We start from the raw sequence: 17,428 nt of genomic DNA on the forward strand, positions 1-17,428 counted from the left end.
TGGGAGTATCTGGTTAAACATGGCTAGCAGACTGATTAGGCCGTAGGTGTATTAGGGGGTAGGTGTCGTTGTTCGCTCTAATAGCTCAACCCAGTTGCGCCCCATAATGCGGGTGATCTCTTCATCACCAAACCCTTTGGCGCGTAGCTCGCCAATCAGGTTCGGGAAGTCGCGACTATCACGCAACCAAGCCAAAGGCTGCGGCCAGCCTGCGTTATTGGCGCTGCCTTCGCCGTAGTCCATCTCTTTTGACCAGCGTCCGTTACGCATCCATTCCAGTACAGACGTTGGCTGGTTCTGGCATAAATCCGTACCGAGTCCAACATGCTCAATACCCATCATGTCTACGGTGCGGGCAATCATGTCGCAGTAATCTTCCAGAGTGCAGTCTGGGCCGTTCTTCAGGTGGAACGGATAAGCCGAAAAGCCCAGCAGACCATCGCTTTCAGCAATTGCCTGAAGCACTTTGTCAGACTTATTACGCTTGGCGGCGTGGAAAAAGCTTGGGTTTGCATGGGAGATAATCACTGGGCGTTCGGAAATTTCGATCGCTTCAAGCGTCGAGCGCTCGCCGCTATGGGACATATCGATCACCATCCCGACCCGGTTCATCTCGCGAATTACCTGACGGCCAAAACGGGTGATGCCGCTGTCTTCACTTTCATAACAACCACACGCCAGCAAGCTTTGATTGTTATAGGTGAGCTGCATAATCAACAGCCCCAGCTGGCGAAGCACCGCGACCATATCGATATCATCTTCAATCGGCGAGCAGTTCTGGGCACCAAAGAAGATGCCCACTTTGCCTACCTGCTGAGCGCGTAAAATATCGCTGGGTGCGTGCACCGGCATAATCAAATCGCCATGGGCTTCAAAACGGCGGTTCCATTCGCCGATGCGAGTTAGGGTTTCGCGCAGGGTTTCGTGATATACCAGAGTGGCATGGACGGCATCCACGCCACCCTCGCGCATCTGCTCAAAAATCTCTCGAGACCAGTTGGAATACTGCAGTCCATCAACGGTCAGCATCTGTTTAGACATGCGCCGCTCCTCACGCTTTCACGTAGCAAGTCTTGACTACGGTATAAAACTCACGCGCATAGCGCCCCTGCTCACGGGGGCCGAAGCTGGAGTCCTTGCGGCCGCCAAACGGCACGTGGTAATCGGTGCCAGCGGTGGGCAGGTTGACCATCACACAGCCGGTCTCGGCTTCGGCTTTGAAGCGAGTCGCCAGCGCCAATGAGTCAGTGATAATGCCTGCGGTTAGGCCGAAGTTAGTGTCGTTCAGGGTAGCGATCGCCTCGTCCATATCGGCGACCTTGATCACACAGGCTATTGGGCCGAAGACCTCTTCACGGTTGATGGCCATCTCATTAGTAGTCTCAACAAACAGCGTGGGGGCCATAAAGTAGCCTTCGCTGGCGCAACTTACCCGCTCGCCGCCAAACACCAACTTGGCGCCATCAGCTTTACCACGTTCAATCCAGTTCAGGTTGGACTCCAACTGACCGGCATCAGCGACGGGGCCAATCTGCACGCCTTCTTCCAGCGCTGGCCCAACGTTGGCTTTCGCTAGCCGTGCGGTCAGCTTGTCCACAAACGCATCGTGAACAGCTTCATGAACAATCAGCCGTGAAGACGCCGTGCACTTCTGCCCCGTACCGGAATAGGCGCCGTTGAACGCCGCTTCCACCGCCAAATTTAGATCGGCATCTTCAGCAACAATCAGGGCATTCTTGGAGCCCATTTCCAACTGGCACTTGACCAGATTACCGGCGGTAGCCGCCGCCACTCGGCGACCCACTTCCAGCGACCCGGTGAAGGTCAACGCATTGATGGCAGGGCTGGTGATCAGTGCTTCACCAACACTACCACCACTCCCCATCAGTAGGTTGAAGGTGCCTGCTGGCAGTGCTTGACGACTGATGATTTCGGTCAAGGCCCAGGCGCTGGCAGGCACCAGATTGGCAGGTTTGAAAATAACCGCGTTACCAAAGGCTAGTGCCGGAGCGATTTTCCATACGGCAGTAGCCATCGGGAAGTTCCACGGGCTGATGATGCCCACCACGCCCACTGGCTCGCGGCGTGTATCAACTTCAACGCCAGGACGGACTGAATCTACCCGCTCATCTAGCTGCCGTAGTACTTCGGCGGCGTAGTAGTGGAAAAACTGTGCTGAACGCGCCACTTCGCCCACGCCTTCAGTCAGCGGTTTACCCTCTTCCCGAGACAGTAAACGGCCCAGTTCTTCCTTGCGCGCCATCAGCTCATCGCCAATCGCCATCAATACACCATAACGCTGCTCCAAACCGCTTTTGGCCCACTCTTTCTGGCCTTGGCGAGCCGCCTTAATGGCGTCCTCCACCTGAGTCGCATTCGCCTGGGCGTAATCGCCGATGACATCGGCTAGATCCGAAGGGTTAACGTTGGTGATGTGACGTTCACCATCGACCCAGTGGCCGTTGATATAGAGCGCGTGGAGGGATGACATAGCGACCTCTTTCTTAATGTCGTTGATAACGGGTTGTTGACGACATGCTAGAGAAGGCGAGAATATAAGGATAATCAATAATTCAGATAAAATGATCAGTAAAACTTACCATAATAGCTTGCCACTATAACGAGATTAAACACCGACCATGCTCCCCGAATTGAAACTGGCACCTTTACGCTATGTACTGGCGATTCTTGATTCGGGTGGCTTTCATGCCGCAGCCAAGCAGTTGCATCGCAGTCAGCCAGCCATTTCTATGGCCGTACGTGACCTTGAAGAGCGCCTTGGCCAGCCACTCTTTGAAAAAGGCGGCGGCAAAGCCCTGTTAACGCCCTTTGGCCGTTGGTGCGAACCACGCTTCCGCGAATTGGTGGCCCATCACGACCGAGTATGTCGCGATGCGCTGGCCATTGCTCGCCAGCAGCGTGGCCGCGTTGATATTGCCGCTGTACCCTCGGTCGCCAGCCGTCTTATGCCCGCTCTATTAGCCGGATTTCTGGAGGCTTACCCCGGTATTGATATCAGCCTGCAGGACGGCCACTCCGAACGAGTCAATGAGATGGTTCTGAAAGGCGAGGTAGAGCTCGGTATCACTAGCTTATGGCTACCCGATGACACCCTCCGCTTTGATGCGCTACTTCATGATGATATTGGCGTAGTGTGTCGTGACGACCACCCACTGGCTCAGAAAGATGCACTGCATTGGCGCGCTTTAAAGCCGTATACACTCATTCGTAACGGCACCTCGCGCCTGCTTGAAGGGTCGCCAGCAGCAGAGCTTTTAGCCCATAGCACGCTGTATATTTCCAACATGATTTCGCTGACTGCCATGCTGGAAGCCGGTATAGGTGTAACCACCCTGCCCCGGTTAGCGTTCCAGGAAGAGCATCAGCGGCTGCGCTTTATTCCACTCGCCACCCCGCACTTGGAGCGCCGAATTGGGTTATTACGGCGAGCACGACAAAGCCTTTCACCCGCCGCAGATGCAATGTATGGCTATTTAATGGCGCAGCTGGAAGGAAGCCATCGCTAAGACACTCGGCCAGCCCCCATGACACACATGAGGGCTGGCCTATGCACTATTGCGTTACAGATGCGCTAGCAATAGCAGCGTTATATTAAACACCGATATCGCGGTAGTGACGGGCAACTTTCTCGATGGCAATCAGATAGGCCGCCATGCGGTAGTCGTTAACTTTCGGGTTTTCATTACGAGTACGAATGATCTCTTGCAGCGCCAAGCGCATGGTATCGTCCAATCCAGAACGTACCAGATCAAACTCATCGGCGCCGCGAGCTAGTTCATCGGCCAGATGATCTGGCACCTTATGCCCTGTCGACTCTTCAATCGCACGAATAATGTGCTGACCACGCGCTTCATGGAAGCGTTTATCGAGCCTTCCAAAGCGGACGTGATTCAAGTTACGAATCCACTCGAAATAGGAAACCACCACACCGCCAGCGTTGCAGTACGCATCGGGGATAATCTCGACACCCCGCTCTTGAAGTATTTTATCTGCTTCATAGGTAATAGGGCCGTTGGCCGCTTCAGCGATAAGCGGCGCCTGAATATAGGGCGCATTTTTGGCAGTGATAACACCTTCCAGGGCCGCCGGAATAAGAATATCGCACTCAAGCTCCAGCACCTTGTTACCATCTTCTCGGTACTCTGCATGCGGATATCCCTGCACCCCTCCGGTCTCAGCGATATACTCACGTACCGCCTTAACATCCAAGCCATCGTCATTAACCAAGGCCCCATCACGCTCGATGATAGCGGTAATCCGGCTGCCATCTTCGGTCTGTAGAAAGTGCGCAGCGTGGAAGCCAACATTACCTAATCCCTGCACCACAATCCGCTTGTCAGCCAAGCTGCCAGACAGCCCACAACGTTTGATTTCTTCTGGGTGGCGGAAAAGTTCGCGCAACGCATACTGCACCCCGCGCCCGGTCGCCTCGTTACGTCCACGCACACCACCATGCTCCACCGGTTTACCGGTTAATGCCCCCATGTAGTTGATGTCATTAGGGAACATCTGGCGGTAGGTATCCACCATCCAACCCATTTCCCGTGGCCCAGTGCCCATATCGGGTGCGGGAACGTTGGTGGCAGGACTTAGATAACCTTTGTTTATCAGCTCGCGTGCAAAACGCCGCGTAATGGCTTCCAGCTGTTTCTGAGTGTACTTACGCGGATCAATGATCAGCCCACCTTTGGAACCACCAAACGGTACGTCGACAATCGCGCATTTATAGGTCATCAGCGCTGCCAACGCCTCGACTTCGTCCTGGTCGACCATCATCGCAAAACGAATACCACCTTTTGAGGGCAGACGGTGGTCACTGTGGGTGGCTCGCCAGCCGGTAAATATTTCAATCTTGCCGTCGATATCAATCGGGAATGATACCTGCACCACGCTTTGGCACACCTTTAGGGCATTCCCAACCCCTTCTTCCAGCTCCATGATGTCGATGGCGTGATCCACCATGTGCTCAACACTTTCGCGAAAAGACATGCCCTGTTGGGCGAACTTGGTATCACTCATTAGTGGCGCTCCATTGCTGCGTTATTTTTATCAATGTCGTCATCAGTACGGTTTCAGGAATCACCAACATTTGCGATTGTGCCGTGCGGTTTTCGTTGGTTTAAGCTCCCCTACTCACTGACTCTAACAAAGCCTCTGCGCCACCAACTTTCAACTATTGTTAAATTCTCACTTAACCAACTTCAACCACCAAATTCGGCTGAAACAACGCTGGGGTGAACTCATAGGGATAACCGCCTGGATTAGCGATAACTCGAGTGCCGTTACGTAAAATATCGACGGGCTCATGAACATGACCATGCACCCATAGATCCATCTTGCCCATTAATTGAGGTAGGTGGGAAGCAAAGGCTGGGGACAGCGCATCACCGAGATATTGTTCAGGGATGCAGCTATGTAAAGGTGCATGATGGCTAATGACAACGCGCGGGCCATCAAAAGGTTGCTCCAGCTCATTACTCAGCCATGCAAGCGCTTCAGCGTGTAATTCTTGGCTAGCTTGAGGAGTAAACACGTGGCCTGGGGCTGTTGTCACGATGCGAAAATCGGGCATATAGCGTAATGCTTTAGCGGCGGTCTCTTCTGGATTGTGCGTTGGGTCATCGGCATAGAGCGAAAAATCAGTCCATAACGTAGTGCCATAAAAACGCACCCCGCCGATGGTGATTGCTCGATTATCCAGCAGCTCAATCTTTTGGCGACGGGCCTCGATGTCGAGCTCTTCACGAAGTAACGGCATACAGGTACCGTAAAACTCATGGTTTCCTGGCACATATACGATAGGTATTTCTGGAAACCGTTGCCTAGCCCAGGCAAGCCCTTCTGTCCTCTTATGAATATCGCCTGCCAGAATAATGAGATCGGCTTCTACCTCCGGCAGCTCACGGTCACCGTCAAAAAACTCTAAATGAAGATCCGATAAGATACGTAATCGCATAGTATTCCTTACTTTTCCCTAAGTAACGACAGCGTTATAGACCCAACCGCGCTATAAACTGACTAGTAAGCTGAACGACCTCTGCTTCTGCTTCACGGTGGGGAACATGGCCAATACCCGGCAGAATTTCACAGTGCGCCGGGCCGCCTGTGTAGCGAGCAATGCGTTCTGGTTGGCGATGCGAGCCATACTCATCTTTTTCGCCATGAAGCACTAGCGTAGGACAATTAACGCGCTCAAGGGCGGGGATAAGCGACCAGTGCTCAAACGCTGGATGCAACCAGGTGTCCGTCCAGGCATGCAGCACCCAATGCGCTTTCTCGCCATGATACTTTTCCAATTTGGCGAACTGCTCCGGCATTTGGAAAGCGGCCTGCGCCACTTCAATGCCACGTCGAGTTCGCGATTCATTAAATGTCTGGGCAGCAATAGTGATAAGACCTAGGCACTGCTCTGCATACTCCCCCGCACAGTGCACCGCCATACAGCCACCTACGCTATGCCCGAGCGCAATAAACCGCGTTAACTGAAAAGCGTCTCTTAACGCCGCAAAATTTACTGCTGGCTCATCGTCGATAAAGCTCAGTAGCGGCGGTGCCAGGCACGCATCGGAGCGCCCATACCCTAGGCGATCATAGGCAATCACTCGTCGTTGGGTCGCCGCACACAGCGCTGCTGGAAAGCTGCGCCATAAATCCACACAGCCCAAAGAGTCATGAAACAGCACAATGGGCACATCAGAGCGCAAATGAGGCGTTTCCCAAGTACGGGTAAACACGCGGCCATGGGAACTTGATACCCAGCGGTCGCGGAAGGTAGGTTCCGGATAAATAGTGTCAGAATCGACAGTTGTTAGCACCATGGTATAACTCGTTGTTTTATTAATTAGTTATAGCTATTTGGGCAGCATATCATGCTAAACACGCAAGATTGTGCGCTGCTTATTATATTAACAATGGTAAAATTGCTGCAATGCAACAAAAATAGCCTATACTCTAGGTGTGTCCCAATAGGAGGACCACCGAATGATTTCCACGTTTGCATTATCAACTCAAGATGACGAAGTGTTTGCTTTTTGGCGCTTACAAGCCAATTGGCAACATGCTGCCAATGAAGCATTAGCGGCCTATTTCGGCTAACAGCAGCGATATTTACCGCTATGCCTCCCCCCTAGGCAAAAAAATAGCCACCCAAGCCGACGCTTTTTGTCGGCTTTTTATATTATGAAAATCTTTTCCACTCAAAGGCATAGGCTGAAAATGCGCACCTTTGTAAGCAATTTCTTACAAACTATGGCAATTATCCTACATCTTTAGGACTAGCCTTATGGGGCGGAATGGGCATAAACTTTGACCCGCAGCTAACTTGCTGCGACGCACAAAGCAAACTATGTATAACTAAATCGGGGGCCATAAAGCCCATTATGGCTAAACGTCCCTCAACCTCTGAATTAGGAGTACTCGCCATGTCATCTTTAGCTACTCAGGGTCAGACAATGGAAGTGGATGTGATGCAGGTGTGGGCTGATCGTGCCAAGCAACAGCGCGCTGCCTTCGACGCCATTGTGGCCTACATGCGCCAGCAATAAGGCAGGACTCTTTACTGAACTGCCGGTACCTACCACAACGCCTCGGCCGCTATTACGATTCTTTCAGCAGCCGAGGTGTTGCTGAATCAGGCAGGCTTAGCCCCTGACGCTGCTCTCTTCTTTTTGTTCAGTCAGCTGAGCCAGGTAGGTTTCTTGCAAAATGTACATACGCTTCACATCGCGGTATCTACCGTTGATAAAAAACTCCTGAACCAAATGTCCCTCTTCAATAAAGCCGCTCTCTTCGTAGAGATGGATCGCTTTGACGTTTTCCACCGCTACAATCAGATACACCTTGTGTAGGTTCAAAATAGTAAAGGAGTAATGCAACGCCTGATGGATCAATGAGCGGGCAAACCCTTTGCCCTGGTGATCTGGCGTGATAATGATCTGAAATTCACCGCTGCGGTGAATGTAGTCGATCTCAATCAGTTCGACTAAGCCAATGGCATTACCGTCGCTGTCTTCCGCTACGAAGCGTCGCTCAGCGTTATCATGAATGTGCTTGTTATAAAGCTCCTCTAACTCATCGAACGACTCATACGGCTCCTCGAACCAGTACGACATGATGCTCTGGTTATTGTTGAGCTCGTGAACAAAGCGCAGATCGCTGCGCTCCAGCGCTCGTAAATAAAGTTTTTTGTCCATCACTCACTACTCTTATGGGGAGTCATTCAAATTACTCGTTTTCAATAGGCCATTCTTGACTACCCCAACAGGGTAGCTACTTGTCAGATCCATCTACTTGCGGTTGGGTTGCCCTGAAGTATTCTATGGGTGATAGAAGTATGCTGTTAACCATAGATGGTTCCTGGCACCTTGCTCGATAAAGCGCCTCACAGTGGCTAACCCAAAAGGAGCTCCGCATGATTGACCTACGCAGTGACACGGTGACCCGTCCCACCGCTGCCATGCTTGAAGCCATGATGGCCACCCCAGTGGGGGATGATGTGTGGGGCGATGATCCAACCGTCAACGCATTTCAAGAAAAGCTAGCCGAGCAAGCAGGTAAAGAAGCGGCGCTTCTTTTTCCGAGTGGTACACAAAGCAACCTAGTGGCACTCATGGCTCACTGCGAGCGAGGTGATGAGTACATTGTGGGGCAATCAGCCCATACCTACCGTTATGAAGGCGGCGGTGCCGCGGTGTTAGGCAGCATACAGCCACAGCCTATTGAAAATGCCGCCGATGGCAGCTTGCCGTTGGCGAAAGTCAGTGCAGCAGTAAAAGCAGATGATTTCCACTTTGCGCGTACACGCCTTCTGGCGTTAGAAAACACCATTGGTGGCAAAGTGCTACCCGCCGACTACGTCTTAAAGGCTACCGAGCTGGCCCGCTCACGGGGGTTGGCAACACACTTGGACGGCGCGCGACTGTTTAATGCAGCGGTCGCCACAGACACCTCACTTAAGCAGCTATGCTTGCCGTTTGATAGCGTGTCGCTATGCTTTTCGAAAGGCCTGGGCGCTCCCATTGGCTCTGTCTTAGTGGGCTCGCAAACATTGATCGACCGCGCACGGCGCTGGCGAAAAATGGTTGGTGGCGGCATGCGACAATCTGGCATTATTGCCGCCGCCTGCCAGTATGCTCTGGAGCATCACGTGACTGACCTAGCCCACGACCACCGCCGCGCTGGGCGCTTGGCGGAGGGCTTGGCAAAACTGCCTGGCGTCGAAATCACCGCACAGGCAACCAATATGGTATTCGCCCACTTTCCCGACGAACATGTAAAACCACTTTCAACCTGGCTAAAAGAGCACGGCATTTTGATCGAGCTGCTTTACGCCACGCGTTTCGTCACTCACCGAGATATCAATGACGCAGATATTAATAAGGTCATCGCGGTGATGGAGGCCTACTTCAGCCGCCACTAACCCTGGCAATGCTAACTGAACGCTGCTGAAGCAAGCACTAGATGCACTGCAATTGTCGCCATCATCAAGCCAATAAGCCCATCGATCATGCGCCATGCAATGGGCTTTGAGAGCCAAGGCGAAAGTGCAGCACCACCCCAGGCCAGCAGGCTAAACCACAGTATGGAAGCGGTAGAAGCCCCTGCCACAAAAATACCGGCGCTTTCCTGCTGGGCGCCAATGGCGGGGATTAGCAGCAGCGTATCCAGATAGACCTGAGGATTGAGCACCGTTACCGCAAGGGTAGCGAAAATCACCTTCGTTAGGCTATGCCCCTGCACCGCTTCAGCGTTCAACCCTTGCCGCCCACTAAAGGCTCGAAGTAGCGCCTGAGCTGCCAACCAGCTTAAAAACACGATGCCCAACCAGCGCATGGCTTCCATCGCGTTCGGCATGGTCAGCAGAAATGCGCTTACCCCAAACATACCTGCCGTGAGCAGGATGATATCGGCGCTCATACACAGCCCCGCCGACCACCAGTGGTACTCACGCCGCACCGCCAACCCCAGCACGTATGCATTTTGCGCCCCTATCGCCATGATAATTCCGCCGCATACGACTAAGCCTGTTAAATAGCTTTCCCACATTGCCATCTCCTGTGTCTTGTTGAGTGTTGAACAGGCAAATAGCGTAAGCGGCACCCAACATAATCAAAAATCATACTGCTAATGACACATTAGAAATTCTTATAATGGCAAGCTAACCTTAAAGCCATAAATACTACTTAATAGATAACGATTTATGTTCGACTATAAACTTCTCCATGCATTGGCGACGGTGGTAGAGTGCGGCGGTTTTGAGCGGGCTGGCGATATGCTGGGGCTTTCCCAGTCAGCTGTATCACAACGCATAAAAGCACTGGAAGTACGTCTAGGACAGCCTGTGTTAGTGCGCCACCCGAAGCTTTCGCCTACCCCTGCAGGCCAGCGGCTGCTGACTCACTACCAGCAGGTTCAACTGCTGGAACGCGACCTGCACCAGGCGTTACCCACTCTGGATAACACAGCGACTCGACTGCGAATTGCGATTAATGCTGATAGCGTAGTGACGTGGTGGGCCGACGCGGTATCCGATATTTGCCAAAGCGAGGGGGTACTACTGGACTTAGTGATTGAAGATCAAGACGTTGGTCTTAAGCGACTCAGAGACGGAGACGTAGCGGCTTGTCTTTGCGCAACACCAACGCCGATCGCAGGTGCTCGGTGTATTAAAGTAGGCGAGATGCGTTATCTACCGCTCGCATCTCCGGCCTACGTACAGCGCTACTTTCCTGAGGGCATTTCTCCAGAAGCCTTCCAGCAAGCCCCAGTCATTGTGTTTGGCCCCCATGACCAGCTACAGCACCAATTTCTTGCTCAGTGTGGTTATCACGGCTACTTCCCCTATCACTTGTGCCCTTCATCAGAGGGGTTTGTGCGGCTCGCCATGGCAGGCATTGGTTACGGTATGGTTCCACAACTGCAGGCGCTTGATCAGTTGCAATACGGCCATCTCGTCAGTATTGCTCCCGGCCATTCACTCACTGTCCCTCTATACTGGCACTTTTGGCGTCACAGCGGCCAGCTCATACAACACCTAACCAAAAGTCTGAACCATCTAATGCTTTAGAATCATTATCAGCCAGTTGTTTAGAAAGGCGTCTACACTAAATGTGTCTTTTCGTAACTGAGATGCAACGCACTCACTGCGTGTCAGCAAGCGGTTATTTCGTGTTTAGGTTAATACGACTGAAACTTTAACATTAGGTAGCAGTGACAGTACCAAGCACTCCGGCGTAGGCAAGGGAACCTAGGCAGCACTGTCCGGGGAAAAAGAAAAACCAAAAAAGTGATACCTATGGACACTTATTGTTGGCTAACGCGCTTGCCAGCCGGCCTGCTTGCGCTATTCCTAAGCTGGTTCCCGCTTGCAAGTAACGCTGCCACAACCCTAACGGCATCACCAGAGCATGCAAGCTACTCTTTAAATACAGTCAGTAGTTACTGGCATGCCTCAGAGCCGCTTGAGTTGGAAAGCGTATTAGCGCGCGCCCCCACTTTTCAACCTGTTCAGCACACCTCAGACTTACACTTTGGTTACACGCAGAACGATACGTGGCTCAAAACACACATTCATAATGCATCACCGATCCCTGCCAGGTGGTATGTTCAGTTCGAATACCCCTTTTTAGACCATGTAACGCTTTATACGCTTCGAGAGCAGCTAAGTGAGGTCAATCATAGCGGAAGCGCCGTGCCGGTTGATGAGCGATCAATCGCTCAGCGACAGGCCGTTTTTCCACTAGTGCTGGCTGGCGGAGAAGCCGTGACACTGTATGCCAAGGTGAGCGCCACGGGTAGCAAGTTTCTGAGCTACACCTTAATAGCGCCTAACGCTTTTTATACTCAGAATGATCGTCATAATTTCTGGCTGGCGACCTATTTCGGCATGCTGCTGGCATTAAGCGTTTACAATCTGCTGCTATTTTTTGGACTTAAAGAGCGCGTATTTCTTTACTACGCGCTGTTTGCTTTTGGGTTTACGTTAGCCATTTTGACATTCAATGGACTTGGTACGCTGATCTTTTGGAGCTTTCTTGGCGATCACACTGCACGCTTAGTGGCGATCGGGTTTACCTTTGCCTCCACCATGGGCACCCTATTTTCTCAAAGTTTTCTTAATACCGCATATTATTGTCCGCGCTGGCACCAAGCTCTTACGCTGTTTCGTGGCTACTGCTGGCTAGCGTTGCTGGCAGTGATCCTTTTGCCAACCCAACCCGCTCTCAGGTTAATGGACATCACCGGGTTTAGCGCTTCACTGTTAGTCCTGAGCTGTGGCATTTACTGTAGCTGGCACCGCGTGCCTAGCGCTCGTATCTTTGTACTCGCTTGGGCAATTTTCCTCCTGGGTGCCGCCGTATTCGCACTGCGAAATCTCAGCATTCTGCCCGCCAATTTCATTACGCTTCACGGCATACAAATTGGCTCAGCCATCGAAATGTTACTGTTATCGTTTGCCCTGGCAGCGCGTTTCAATAAATTGAAATGGCAAAAAGAGCGCGCTCAAGCCGAGACGGTGGCAATGCTAAAAAAGCAGGAGGCAGTGCTCGAGTCTAAGGTAGCAGCCCGCACCAAGGCGTTAGAACAGCTTGCCAATCACGATATGCTTACCGGCTTACTTAACCGCAACGGATTGGCTCAACACACAGCTGCAGCGCTTGATCGAAGCCAACGCAATCAAACACCGTTAGCACTCATTATGTGTGATCTTGACCGATTCAAACCGATCAACGATCAGTATGGTCATGAAGCAGGCGACTTCGTACTTCAGCAAATCGCTAAGCGCATCGAGCATGTTGCCAGAGCCAGCGATTGCTGCGCGCGGTTTGGTGGCGATGAGTTCATCGTATTGCTAGAAAACATTCATGACATGACAATACTTGAAGACATATGCAGTCGCATAGAACAGGCAATTCGCTCGCCCATCCAACTTTCTTGCGGTGCGATCGTAAGCGTTGGCGTCAGTGTTGGGGTGAGTATTAGCCGAGATGGTAATGACACATTAGCCAGCTTGCTGCGTGAAGCAGATAGCGAAATGTACGCAGTGAAATCACGCCAAACCACTCCCCGCTACTATGACTATGGCTCGGCGTGATAGCGAGATCATTCCACTATGTTAATCAATACATTAATCAAACAGGCTCATGCGCTTCATAACGTTGTCGCGCTTGATACGCCAATGAAACAGAGCACCCGCAACATGCAATGTAATCAGCGCGACCAGCACCCATCCTAAACGCTCATGCCAGACGAAGAGCGTTTGCGAAAGTGCTTCGTTCTTCCCCAATAGCCCTGGCAAGTGCCAGTGAAAAAACTCAACAGGAAAGCCGCCTGTCGCGGTAGCTGCCCAACCAACCAGCGGCATAGCAACTAACCCTGCGTATAGCAAGTGATGCACACTAGTGCTTACAACCCGCTCAAAGGCATTTAGCGGCGGCTCATGGTCGGGCACAACAAAAGCGAGCCGCGTAATGATCCTCAACGTCATTAGCAACAGTATCGCCACGCCCAGCGTTTTGTGGCTGGTATAGAGCAGATTGGTAAGGGCGTTTCCTAATAAATCGAGAGTGCCTTCATAGCCCAAAAAACCAAGTGTCAAGCCACTTGCCAAGGATAACAGCACGGCGACTGCCACCAACCAATGCAACACTCGGTGCGGATAAATATAGTGATCTAATTCATGCATTAAGAACTCCTAACCCAGTGGCATTATGGTACTTAGCTTAGTTCAGTCGGGTTCCGTTAGAAAAATTAATTATTTTGATGTTTGTCGCGATCACTACCCATTTGGCCGCCTTTGGACCAATTTTCCTGGGTTACTTCTTGAAAAAACACCTGCACACTCACTGGGTCGGTACCATACACATCGCAAAAAGCGTCAGTAATTCGCTTTGCCAATTCGCGTTTTTGCGCAACATCGCGGGGGAATTGCTGAATAGTCACTATCGGCATATGAGCTTCCTTTCAAAGAGTACGTGAAAGCACCACTTTATAATGCTTCACTGGGTGCCGCTAGCTGTTCACGAATCAATTCTCCTAACCGTCTCGCAGGTTCGGAAGGACGATGCGGGGCACGATGGAGCGCTAACTCGATCGTCGGTAACGCGGGCAATCCACTACTGTCATCGAGAGGACGTAGTGATGGGGTCAGCATACTGCGCGTGACCACCACCACTGCCAACCCTGCGGTGACAATCGGCGCAAGACCTGCCATTGACTGGCTGGTATAAGCGACACGCCAATCTCTCCCAGCTCCCTGTAGCGCTTGTTCAGCCACTTCACGAAAAACATCAGCACCAGGTGAATATAGCGCCAGAGGAATAGGGTCGCTCAGTGACGGCTGTTGATGGATGCCCACCGCCCATATCAGCGGTTCACGGCGAATCACTTCGCCACCGGGTGAATTACGCTGGCGTGTCACTAACGCCAGATCCAACTCAGCGGCTTTAACCTGCTCGACCAAGTGAGCACTGGTGCCGCACTTCACCGTTAGTCCCACTGCAGGATAAAGCTGGTGAAAGTAAGCAAATACTGACGGTAATAGAGACGCATAGTCTTCGGGAATACCCAGCGTCAAATCACCCGTTACTTGGCGTGCCTGCATATCGCTCCAGGCATCGTCATTGAGTGCCAATAAGCGGCGCGCATGGACTAGTAAGCGGTCACCTTCCGGGGTGAAACGTAGCCGCCGCCCCGCTCGCTCATGCAGGTTCACATCAAGCTGCGACTCTAAGCGCTGTAACTGCATGCTCACTGTTGACTGGGTATACGCTAACCGCTTTGCCGCCGCCGTGACGCTACCTGTATCGGCAATAGCGACCAGTGTACGCAGTAGTGTTAAGTCAAACGTTGGCGCGCGCATACATCACCATTATTGATAAGAGTGATCATAAAAGATCGATATTGTGATGATTAATTACTGAGTATGCTGCGCGTCAAAGGCTTAACGCAAGGAGAGACGCCATGCATCCCGTTCATTCCCATGTTGTCATATCACCCAAGTACAGTGTGTGTGCAGCGCTCGTGGCGGTGATGCTATGGAGCATAGCGCCGTTATTAGCAGAGTTAGCGCGGGATACCTCACCACTTCAGCTCACCGCGCTTACATTGCTGGCAGGCGCACTTGCAACGCTGCCCCTCAGTCGTCGGGTCAACGTCGCGGCTTGCCGACCTCGCTGGCAAATTAGCGTCTGGCTCGGCCTGCCATTACTTATTGTGGGCGCGGTTAGCAGCTACTACATTGGTATGCGCTTAGCACCCGCCGCAGAAGCCGCGTTGATCACTTACACGTGGCCAGTACTGTTTGTGCTGTTAAGCCAATGGAGTCGGTTGGGTCGTCTACATATCGCAAGCGTAACCGGCGCACTGATCGCTTTTTCTGGCGCCGCTATTTTGTTACTACCTCAAGCCTTAAGCGGTGGCTTTGGTGGGGCTGCTTCAGGGTATGGGTTAGCGCTACTGGCGGCTTGTTGCTGGGCGCTCTACTCATGGCTGGGGCAAGTAGCCCCCGTATCACTGACGCCATTGCTCCCGCGGTTATTAATGATCGCCTGTACGTTTGCAACCTGCGCCAGCCTGATAATGGAAGGAACTTTCACTATGCCGCAAGGTGAGGCTCTGTTGGCGGGCATCGCACTGGGGCTTGGGCCTTACGGCATCGCCATGGTGGCCTGGGACAAAGCGCTACGATTTGGGCAGGCAAGTTTGGTAGGCAGTCTTGCCTATGGCGTGCCAATACTCGCGGCACTACTGCTGGTGCTGGCAGGCGTCAGCGTGTTCGACTGGCGACTGCCAACGGCTGCTTTGCTGGTCGTAATCGGCTGCTTAAAAGCGAGCCGCTGATACAAGGGCCAACAGAGCCCGATAAAGCGACATGAAAAACGCCCTTGCTATCACTAGCAAGGGCGCCAATATCTTGTTGAAGTACATCTACATATCAGGCGACGACTGCCGGTTACGTATCAGGCTGTATTTCCGCTGGCTCACCACTGACCTCTAATTCAAACATGCCACTGCCACTGGCGCTAAACCCTCTTGCACTGACCGTATAGGAGCCAGGGAGCAGCGCGCGCTCCAAGCGTGCGTCAGTGCCACGGCCGCCATCATCATCACTATCAGAAATACCTTCACCATAGAGATCGAGATAGGCATCAAAATCCGTTGATCTCATATTAATCGTGACGACTGAGCTCTCTTCCAACGTTAGCTGGTAAGTCAGTGGCTCACCGCTAAACCACCCAGTTAAGGTTTCGCCAATAACAAGCTCACCTTCGTTGCGTATCTTTATACCATCAGGCAAATCACGCGGCGCTACAGAGAGCGTAAATAAGCCACTATCATTGCCATAAGCCGTGCGGGCGGTTAGCTGGTAACCACCAGGCGCCAGAAAATCGACAATTCGCGCATCCAGATTACCACCGCTGTCGTCATCTTCACGGTAGTAGCCATCAGATCCTTCAAGCACAAGGTAGGCGTCGATATCGTTCGAACTCATATCAATCTGGTACATACCTGCTTCTTCAACGTCAAGCTGGTAGCTAAGATTCTGCCCACTAAACCAACCGCTGAGTGTTTCACCAGGAGTCACGATGCCATCGTTGCGCAACTCACCATCACTAGGCAGCTCGCGCGGCTCAGCAATCAATGTAAAAAGGCCACTGCCATCACCAAATGCAGACCGAGCGGTCACCGTGTAATCACCTGGGGCAAGAAAGTCGGAGATACGCGCATTTAAATTACCCGCACTGTCGTCGTCTTCGCGGTAGTAGCCACCAGCCCCCGCCAGCTCAAGATACGCATCAAACTCATCTGAACGCATCTCAATTTGGTACATCCCAGCCTCTTCGATAGTGAGGGTAAGTTCCCGCTCGGTGTTGCCTAACCAACTATCTATCGGCGTGCCTATGGTCAGCGTATCTGAATCGCTCAACTCAACCGTTCGGCTATTAACAGTGAATGGGCCATAGCTGCGCGCATCAGCTCCGCTGACCACCACCATATAATCACCGCTTTCTTCAACGCGGTAGCGAACAGTTTCAGCACTGTCAATGAATTGCAGCTCGTCATCATAGAGAGCAACCAGCCCTTGCAGGGTGCCACCAAGAGATACCTCTACCAGCGCGCCCTCTTCTAAGCTGATGATATAACGCAGGTAACGGCTTCCATCGTTGCCATTTAGCTCGCCAGCCGAGGTAATTTCCCCACGGGTGCGTTCTCCCAGCGTTAAGCTGCTGAGACCGAGTGCAGCTAATGCATTAGGGGTCTGCTCTTGCTCTGCAATAGTGGCGCTATCGGCTGCCGATTCTGCTGCCGTTGCGGTCAGGCCAGATACTACCTGGGCTGCTAAAAAACCAACAGCAATCCCCCCTACAGCAACCAACACAAATGTTACGGAAGAAGACTTAGCCAT

General features: G+C 52.2%; 17 protein-coding genes. 6 read left to right on the forward strand and 11 right to left on the reverse strand.

Annotated elements, in window-relative coordinates; genetic code table 11:
• Positions 1–51 precede the first annotated feature (51 nt).
• Both HZS79_RS08555 and HZS79_RS08560 read right to left on the reverse strand, forming a co-directional pair.
• On the reverse strand, positions 52–1,041 hold the full coding sequence (locus tag HZS79_RS08555; protein WP_179927606.1) for a dipeptidase: 990 nt from the start codon (positions 1,039–1,041) through the stop codon (positions 52–54).
• A gap of 10 nt (positions 1,042–1,051) precedes the next feature.
• Entirely contained in the window at positions 1,052–2,491 is a 1,440-nt protein-coding gene (locus HZS79_RS08560; RefSeq protein WP_179927607.1) for an aldehyde dehydrogenase family protein, read from the reverse strand.
• 148 nt (positions 2,492–2,639) lie between these two features.
• On the opposite strand from HZS79_RS08560, the gene HZS79_RS08565 reads away from it, so the two are divergent.
• A complete protein-coding gene (locus HZS79_RS08565; RefSeq protein WP_162219086.1) occupies positions 2,640–3,527 on the forward strand; it encodes a LysR family transcriptional regulator in 888 nt (295 codons plus the stop codon).
• A gap of 85 nt (positions 3,528–3,612) precedes the next feature.
• On the opposite strand, the gene HZS79_RS08570 is transcribed toward HZS79_RS08565, so the two are convergent.
• From HZS79_RS08570 to HZS79_RS08580, 3 genes are all read right to left on the reverse strand, one after another.
• Positions 3,613–5,040 carry a Glu/Leu/Phe/Val family dehydrogenase gene (locus HZS79_RS08570; RefSeq protein WP_179927608.1) on the reverse strand — a complete coding sequence of 476 codons (1,428 nt, stop codon included), beginning with the start codon at positions 5,038–5,040 and terminating at the stop codon, positions 3,613–3,615.
• Positions 5,041–5,212: 172 nt separating this feature from the next.
• A complete protein-coding gene (locus HZS79_RS08575) occupies positions 5,213–5,977 on the reverse strand; it encodes a metallophosphoesterase (protein WP_162219088.1) in 765 nt (254 codons plus the stop codon).
• Between the two features lie 34 nt (positions 5,978–6,011).
• Positions 6,012–6,839 carry an alpha/beta fold hydrolase gene (locus tag HZS79_RS08580; RefSeq protein ID WP_162219089.1) on the reverse strand — a complete coding sequence of 276 codons (828 nt, stop codon included), beginning with the start codon at positions 6,837–6,839 and terminating at the stop codon, positions 6,012–6,014.
• A gap of 603 nt (positions 6,840–7,442) precedes the next feature.
• On the opposite strand from HZS79_RS08580, the gene HZS79_RS16885 reads away from it, so the two are divergent.
• A complete protein-coding gene (locus tag HZS79_RS16885; protein ID WP_274380170.1) occupies positions 7,443–7,565 on the forward strand; it encodes a hypothetical protein in 123 nt (40 codons plus the stop codon).
• A 96-nt stretch (positions 7,566–7,661) separates the two neighbouring features.
• Here HZS79_RS16885 and speG read toward each other — a convergent pair whose 3' ends face one another.
• Complete coding sequence (gene speG / locus HZS79_RS08585; protein ID WP_162219090.1) at positions 7,662–8,213, reverse strand: spermidine N1-acetyltransferase; 552 nt, start codon at positions 8,211–8,213, stop codon at positions 7,662–7,664.
• 218 nt (positions 8,214–8,431) lie between these two features.
• Between speG and ltaE the strand changes: the two genes are divergently transcribed.
• A complete protein-coding gene (gene ltaE, locus HZS79_RS08590) occupies positions 8,432–9,439 on the forward strand; it encodes a low-specificity L-threonine aldolase (protein WP_179927609.1) in 1,008 nt (335 codons plus the stop codon).
• Between the two features lie 11 nt (positions 9,440–9,450).
• On the opposite strand, the gene HZS79_RS08595 is transcribed toward ltaE, so the two are convergent.
• Complete coding sequence (locus HZS79_RS08595) at positions 9,451–10,065, reverse strand: LysE/ArgO family amino acid transporter (RefSeq protein WP_162219092.1); 615 nt, start codon at positions 10,063–10,065, stop codon at positions 9,451–9,453.
• Positions 10,066–10,219: 154 nt separating this feature from the next.
• On the opposite strand from HZS79_RS08595, the gene HZS79_RS08600 reads away from it, so the two are divergent.
• A complete protein-coding gene (locus HZS79_RS08600) occupies positions 10,220–11,086 on the forward strand; it encodes a LysR family transcriptional regulator ArgP (protein ID WP_162219093.1) in 867 nt (288 codons plus the stop codon).
• Positions 11,087–11,314: 228 nt separating this feature from the next.
• Positions 11,315–13,114 carry a diguanylate cyclase gene (locus tag HZS79_RS08605; RefSeq protein ID WP_179927610.1) on the forward strand — a complete coding sequence of 600 codons (1,800 nt, stop codon included), beginning with the start codon at positions 11,315–11,317 and terminating at the stop codon, positions 13,112–13,114.
• A 33-nt stretch (positions 13,115–13,147) separates the two neighbouring features.
• Here HZS79_RS08605 and HZS79_RS08610 read toward each other — a convergent pair whose 3' ends face one another.
• The 3 genes from HZS79_RS08610 to HZS79_RS08620 all read right to left on the reverse strand — a co-directional run bounded on the left by HZS79_RS08610 (position 13,148) and on the right by HZS79_RS08620 (position 14,881).
• Positions 13,148–13,705, reverse strand: coding sequence for a cytochrome b (locus HZS79_RS08610; RefSeq protein WP_162219095.1), 558 nt, complete (start codon positions 13,703–13,705; stop codon positions 13,148–13,150).
• Between the two features lie 65 nt (positions 13,706–13,770).
• Positions 13,771–13,971, reverse strand: a complete 201-nt coding sequence (locus tag HZS79_RS08615) for a tautomerase family protein (RefSeq protein WP_162219096.1) — start codon at positions 13,969–13,971, stop codon at positions 13,771–13,773.
• Positions 13,972–14,008: 37 nt separating this feature from the next.
• Positions 14,009–14,881 carry a LysR substrate-binding domain-containing protein gene (locus HZS79_RS08620; protein ID WP_179927611.1) on the reverse strand — a complete coding sequence of 291 codons (873 nt, stop codon included), beginning with the start codon at positions 14,879–14,881 and terminating at the stop codon, positions 14,009–14,011.
• 101 nt (positions 14,882–14,982) lie between these two features.
• Here HZS79_RS08620 and HZS79_RS08625 point away from each other — a divergent pair, with 101 nt between their 5' ends.
• Positions 14,983–15,861 (forward strand): DMT family transporter, encoded by an 879-nt coding sequence (locus HZS79_RS08625; RefSeq protein WP_162219098.1) that lies wholly within the window; start codon positions 14,983–14,985, stop codon positions 15,859–15,861.
• A gap of 112 nt (positions 15,862–15,973) precedes the next feature.
• Here the strand turns inward: HZS79_RS08625 and HZS79_RS08630 are convergent, their stop codons facing one another.
• Complete coding sequence (locus tag HZS79_RS08630) at positions 15,974–17,428, reverse strand: hypothetical protein (protein ID WP_179927612.1); 1,455 nt, start codon at positions 17,426–17,428, stop codon at positions 15,974–15,976.

The organism is Vreelandella zhaodongensis, assembly GCF_013415115.1.
Lineage (GTDB): Bacteria > Pseudomonadota > Gammaproteobacteria > Pseudomonadales > Halomonadaceae > Vreelandella > Vreelandella zhaodongensis.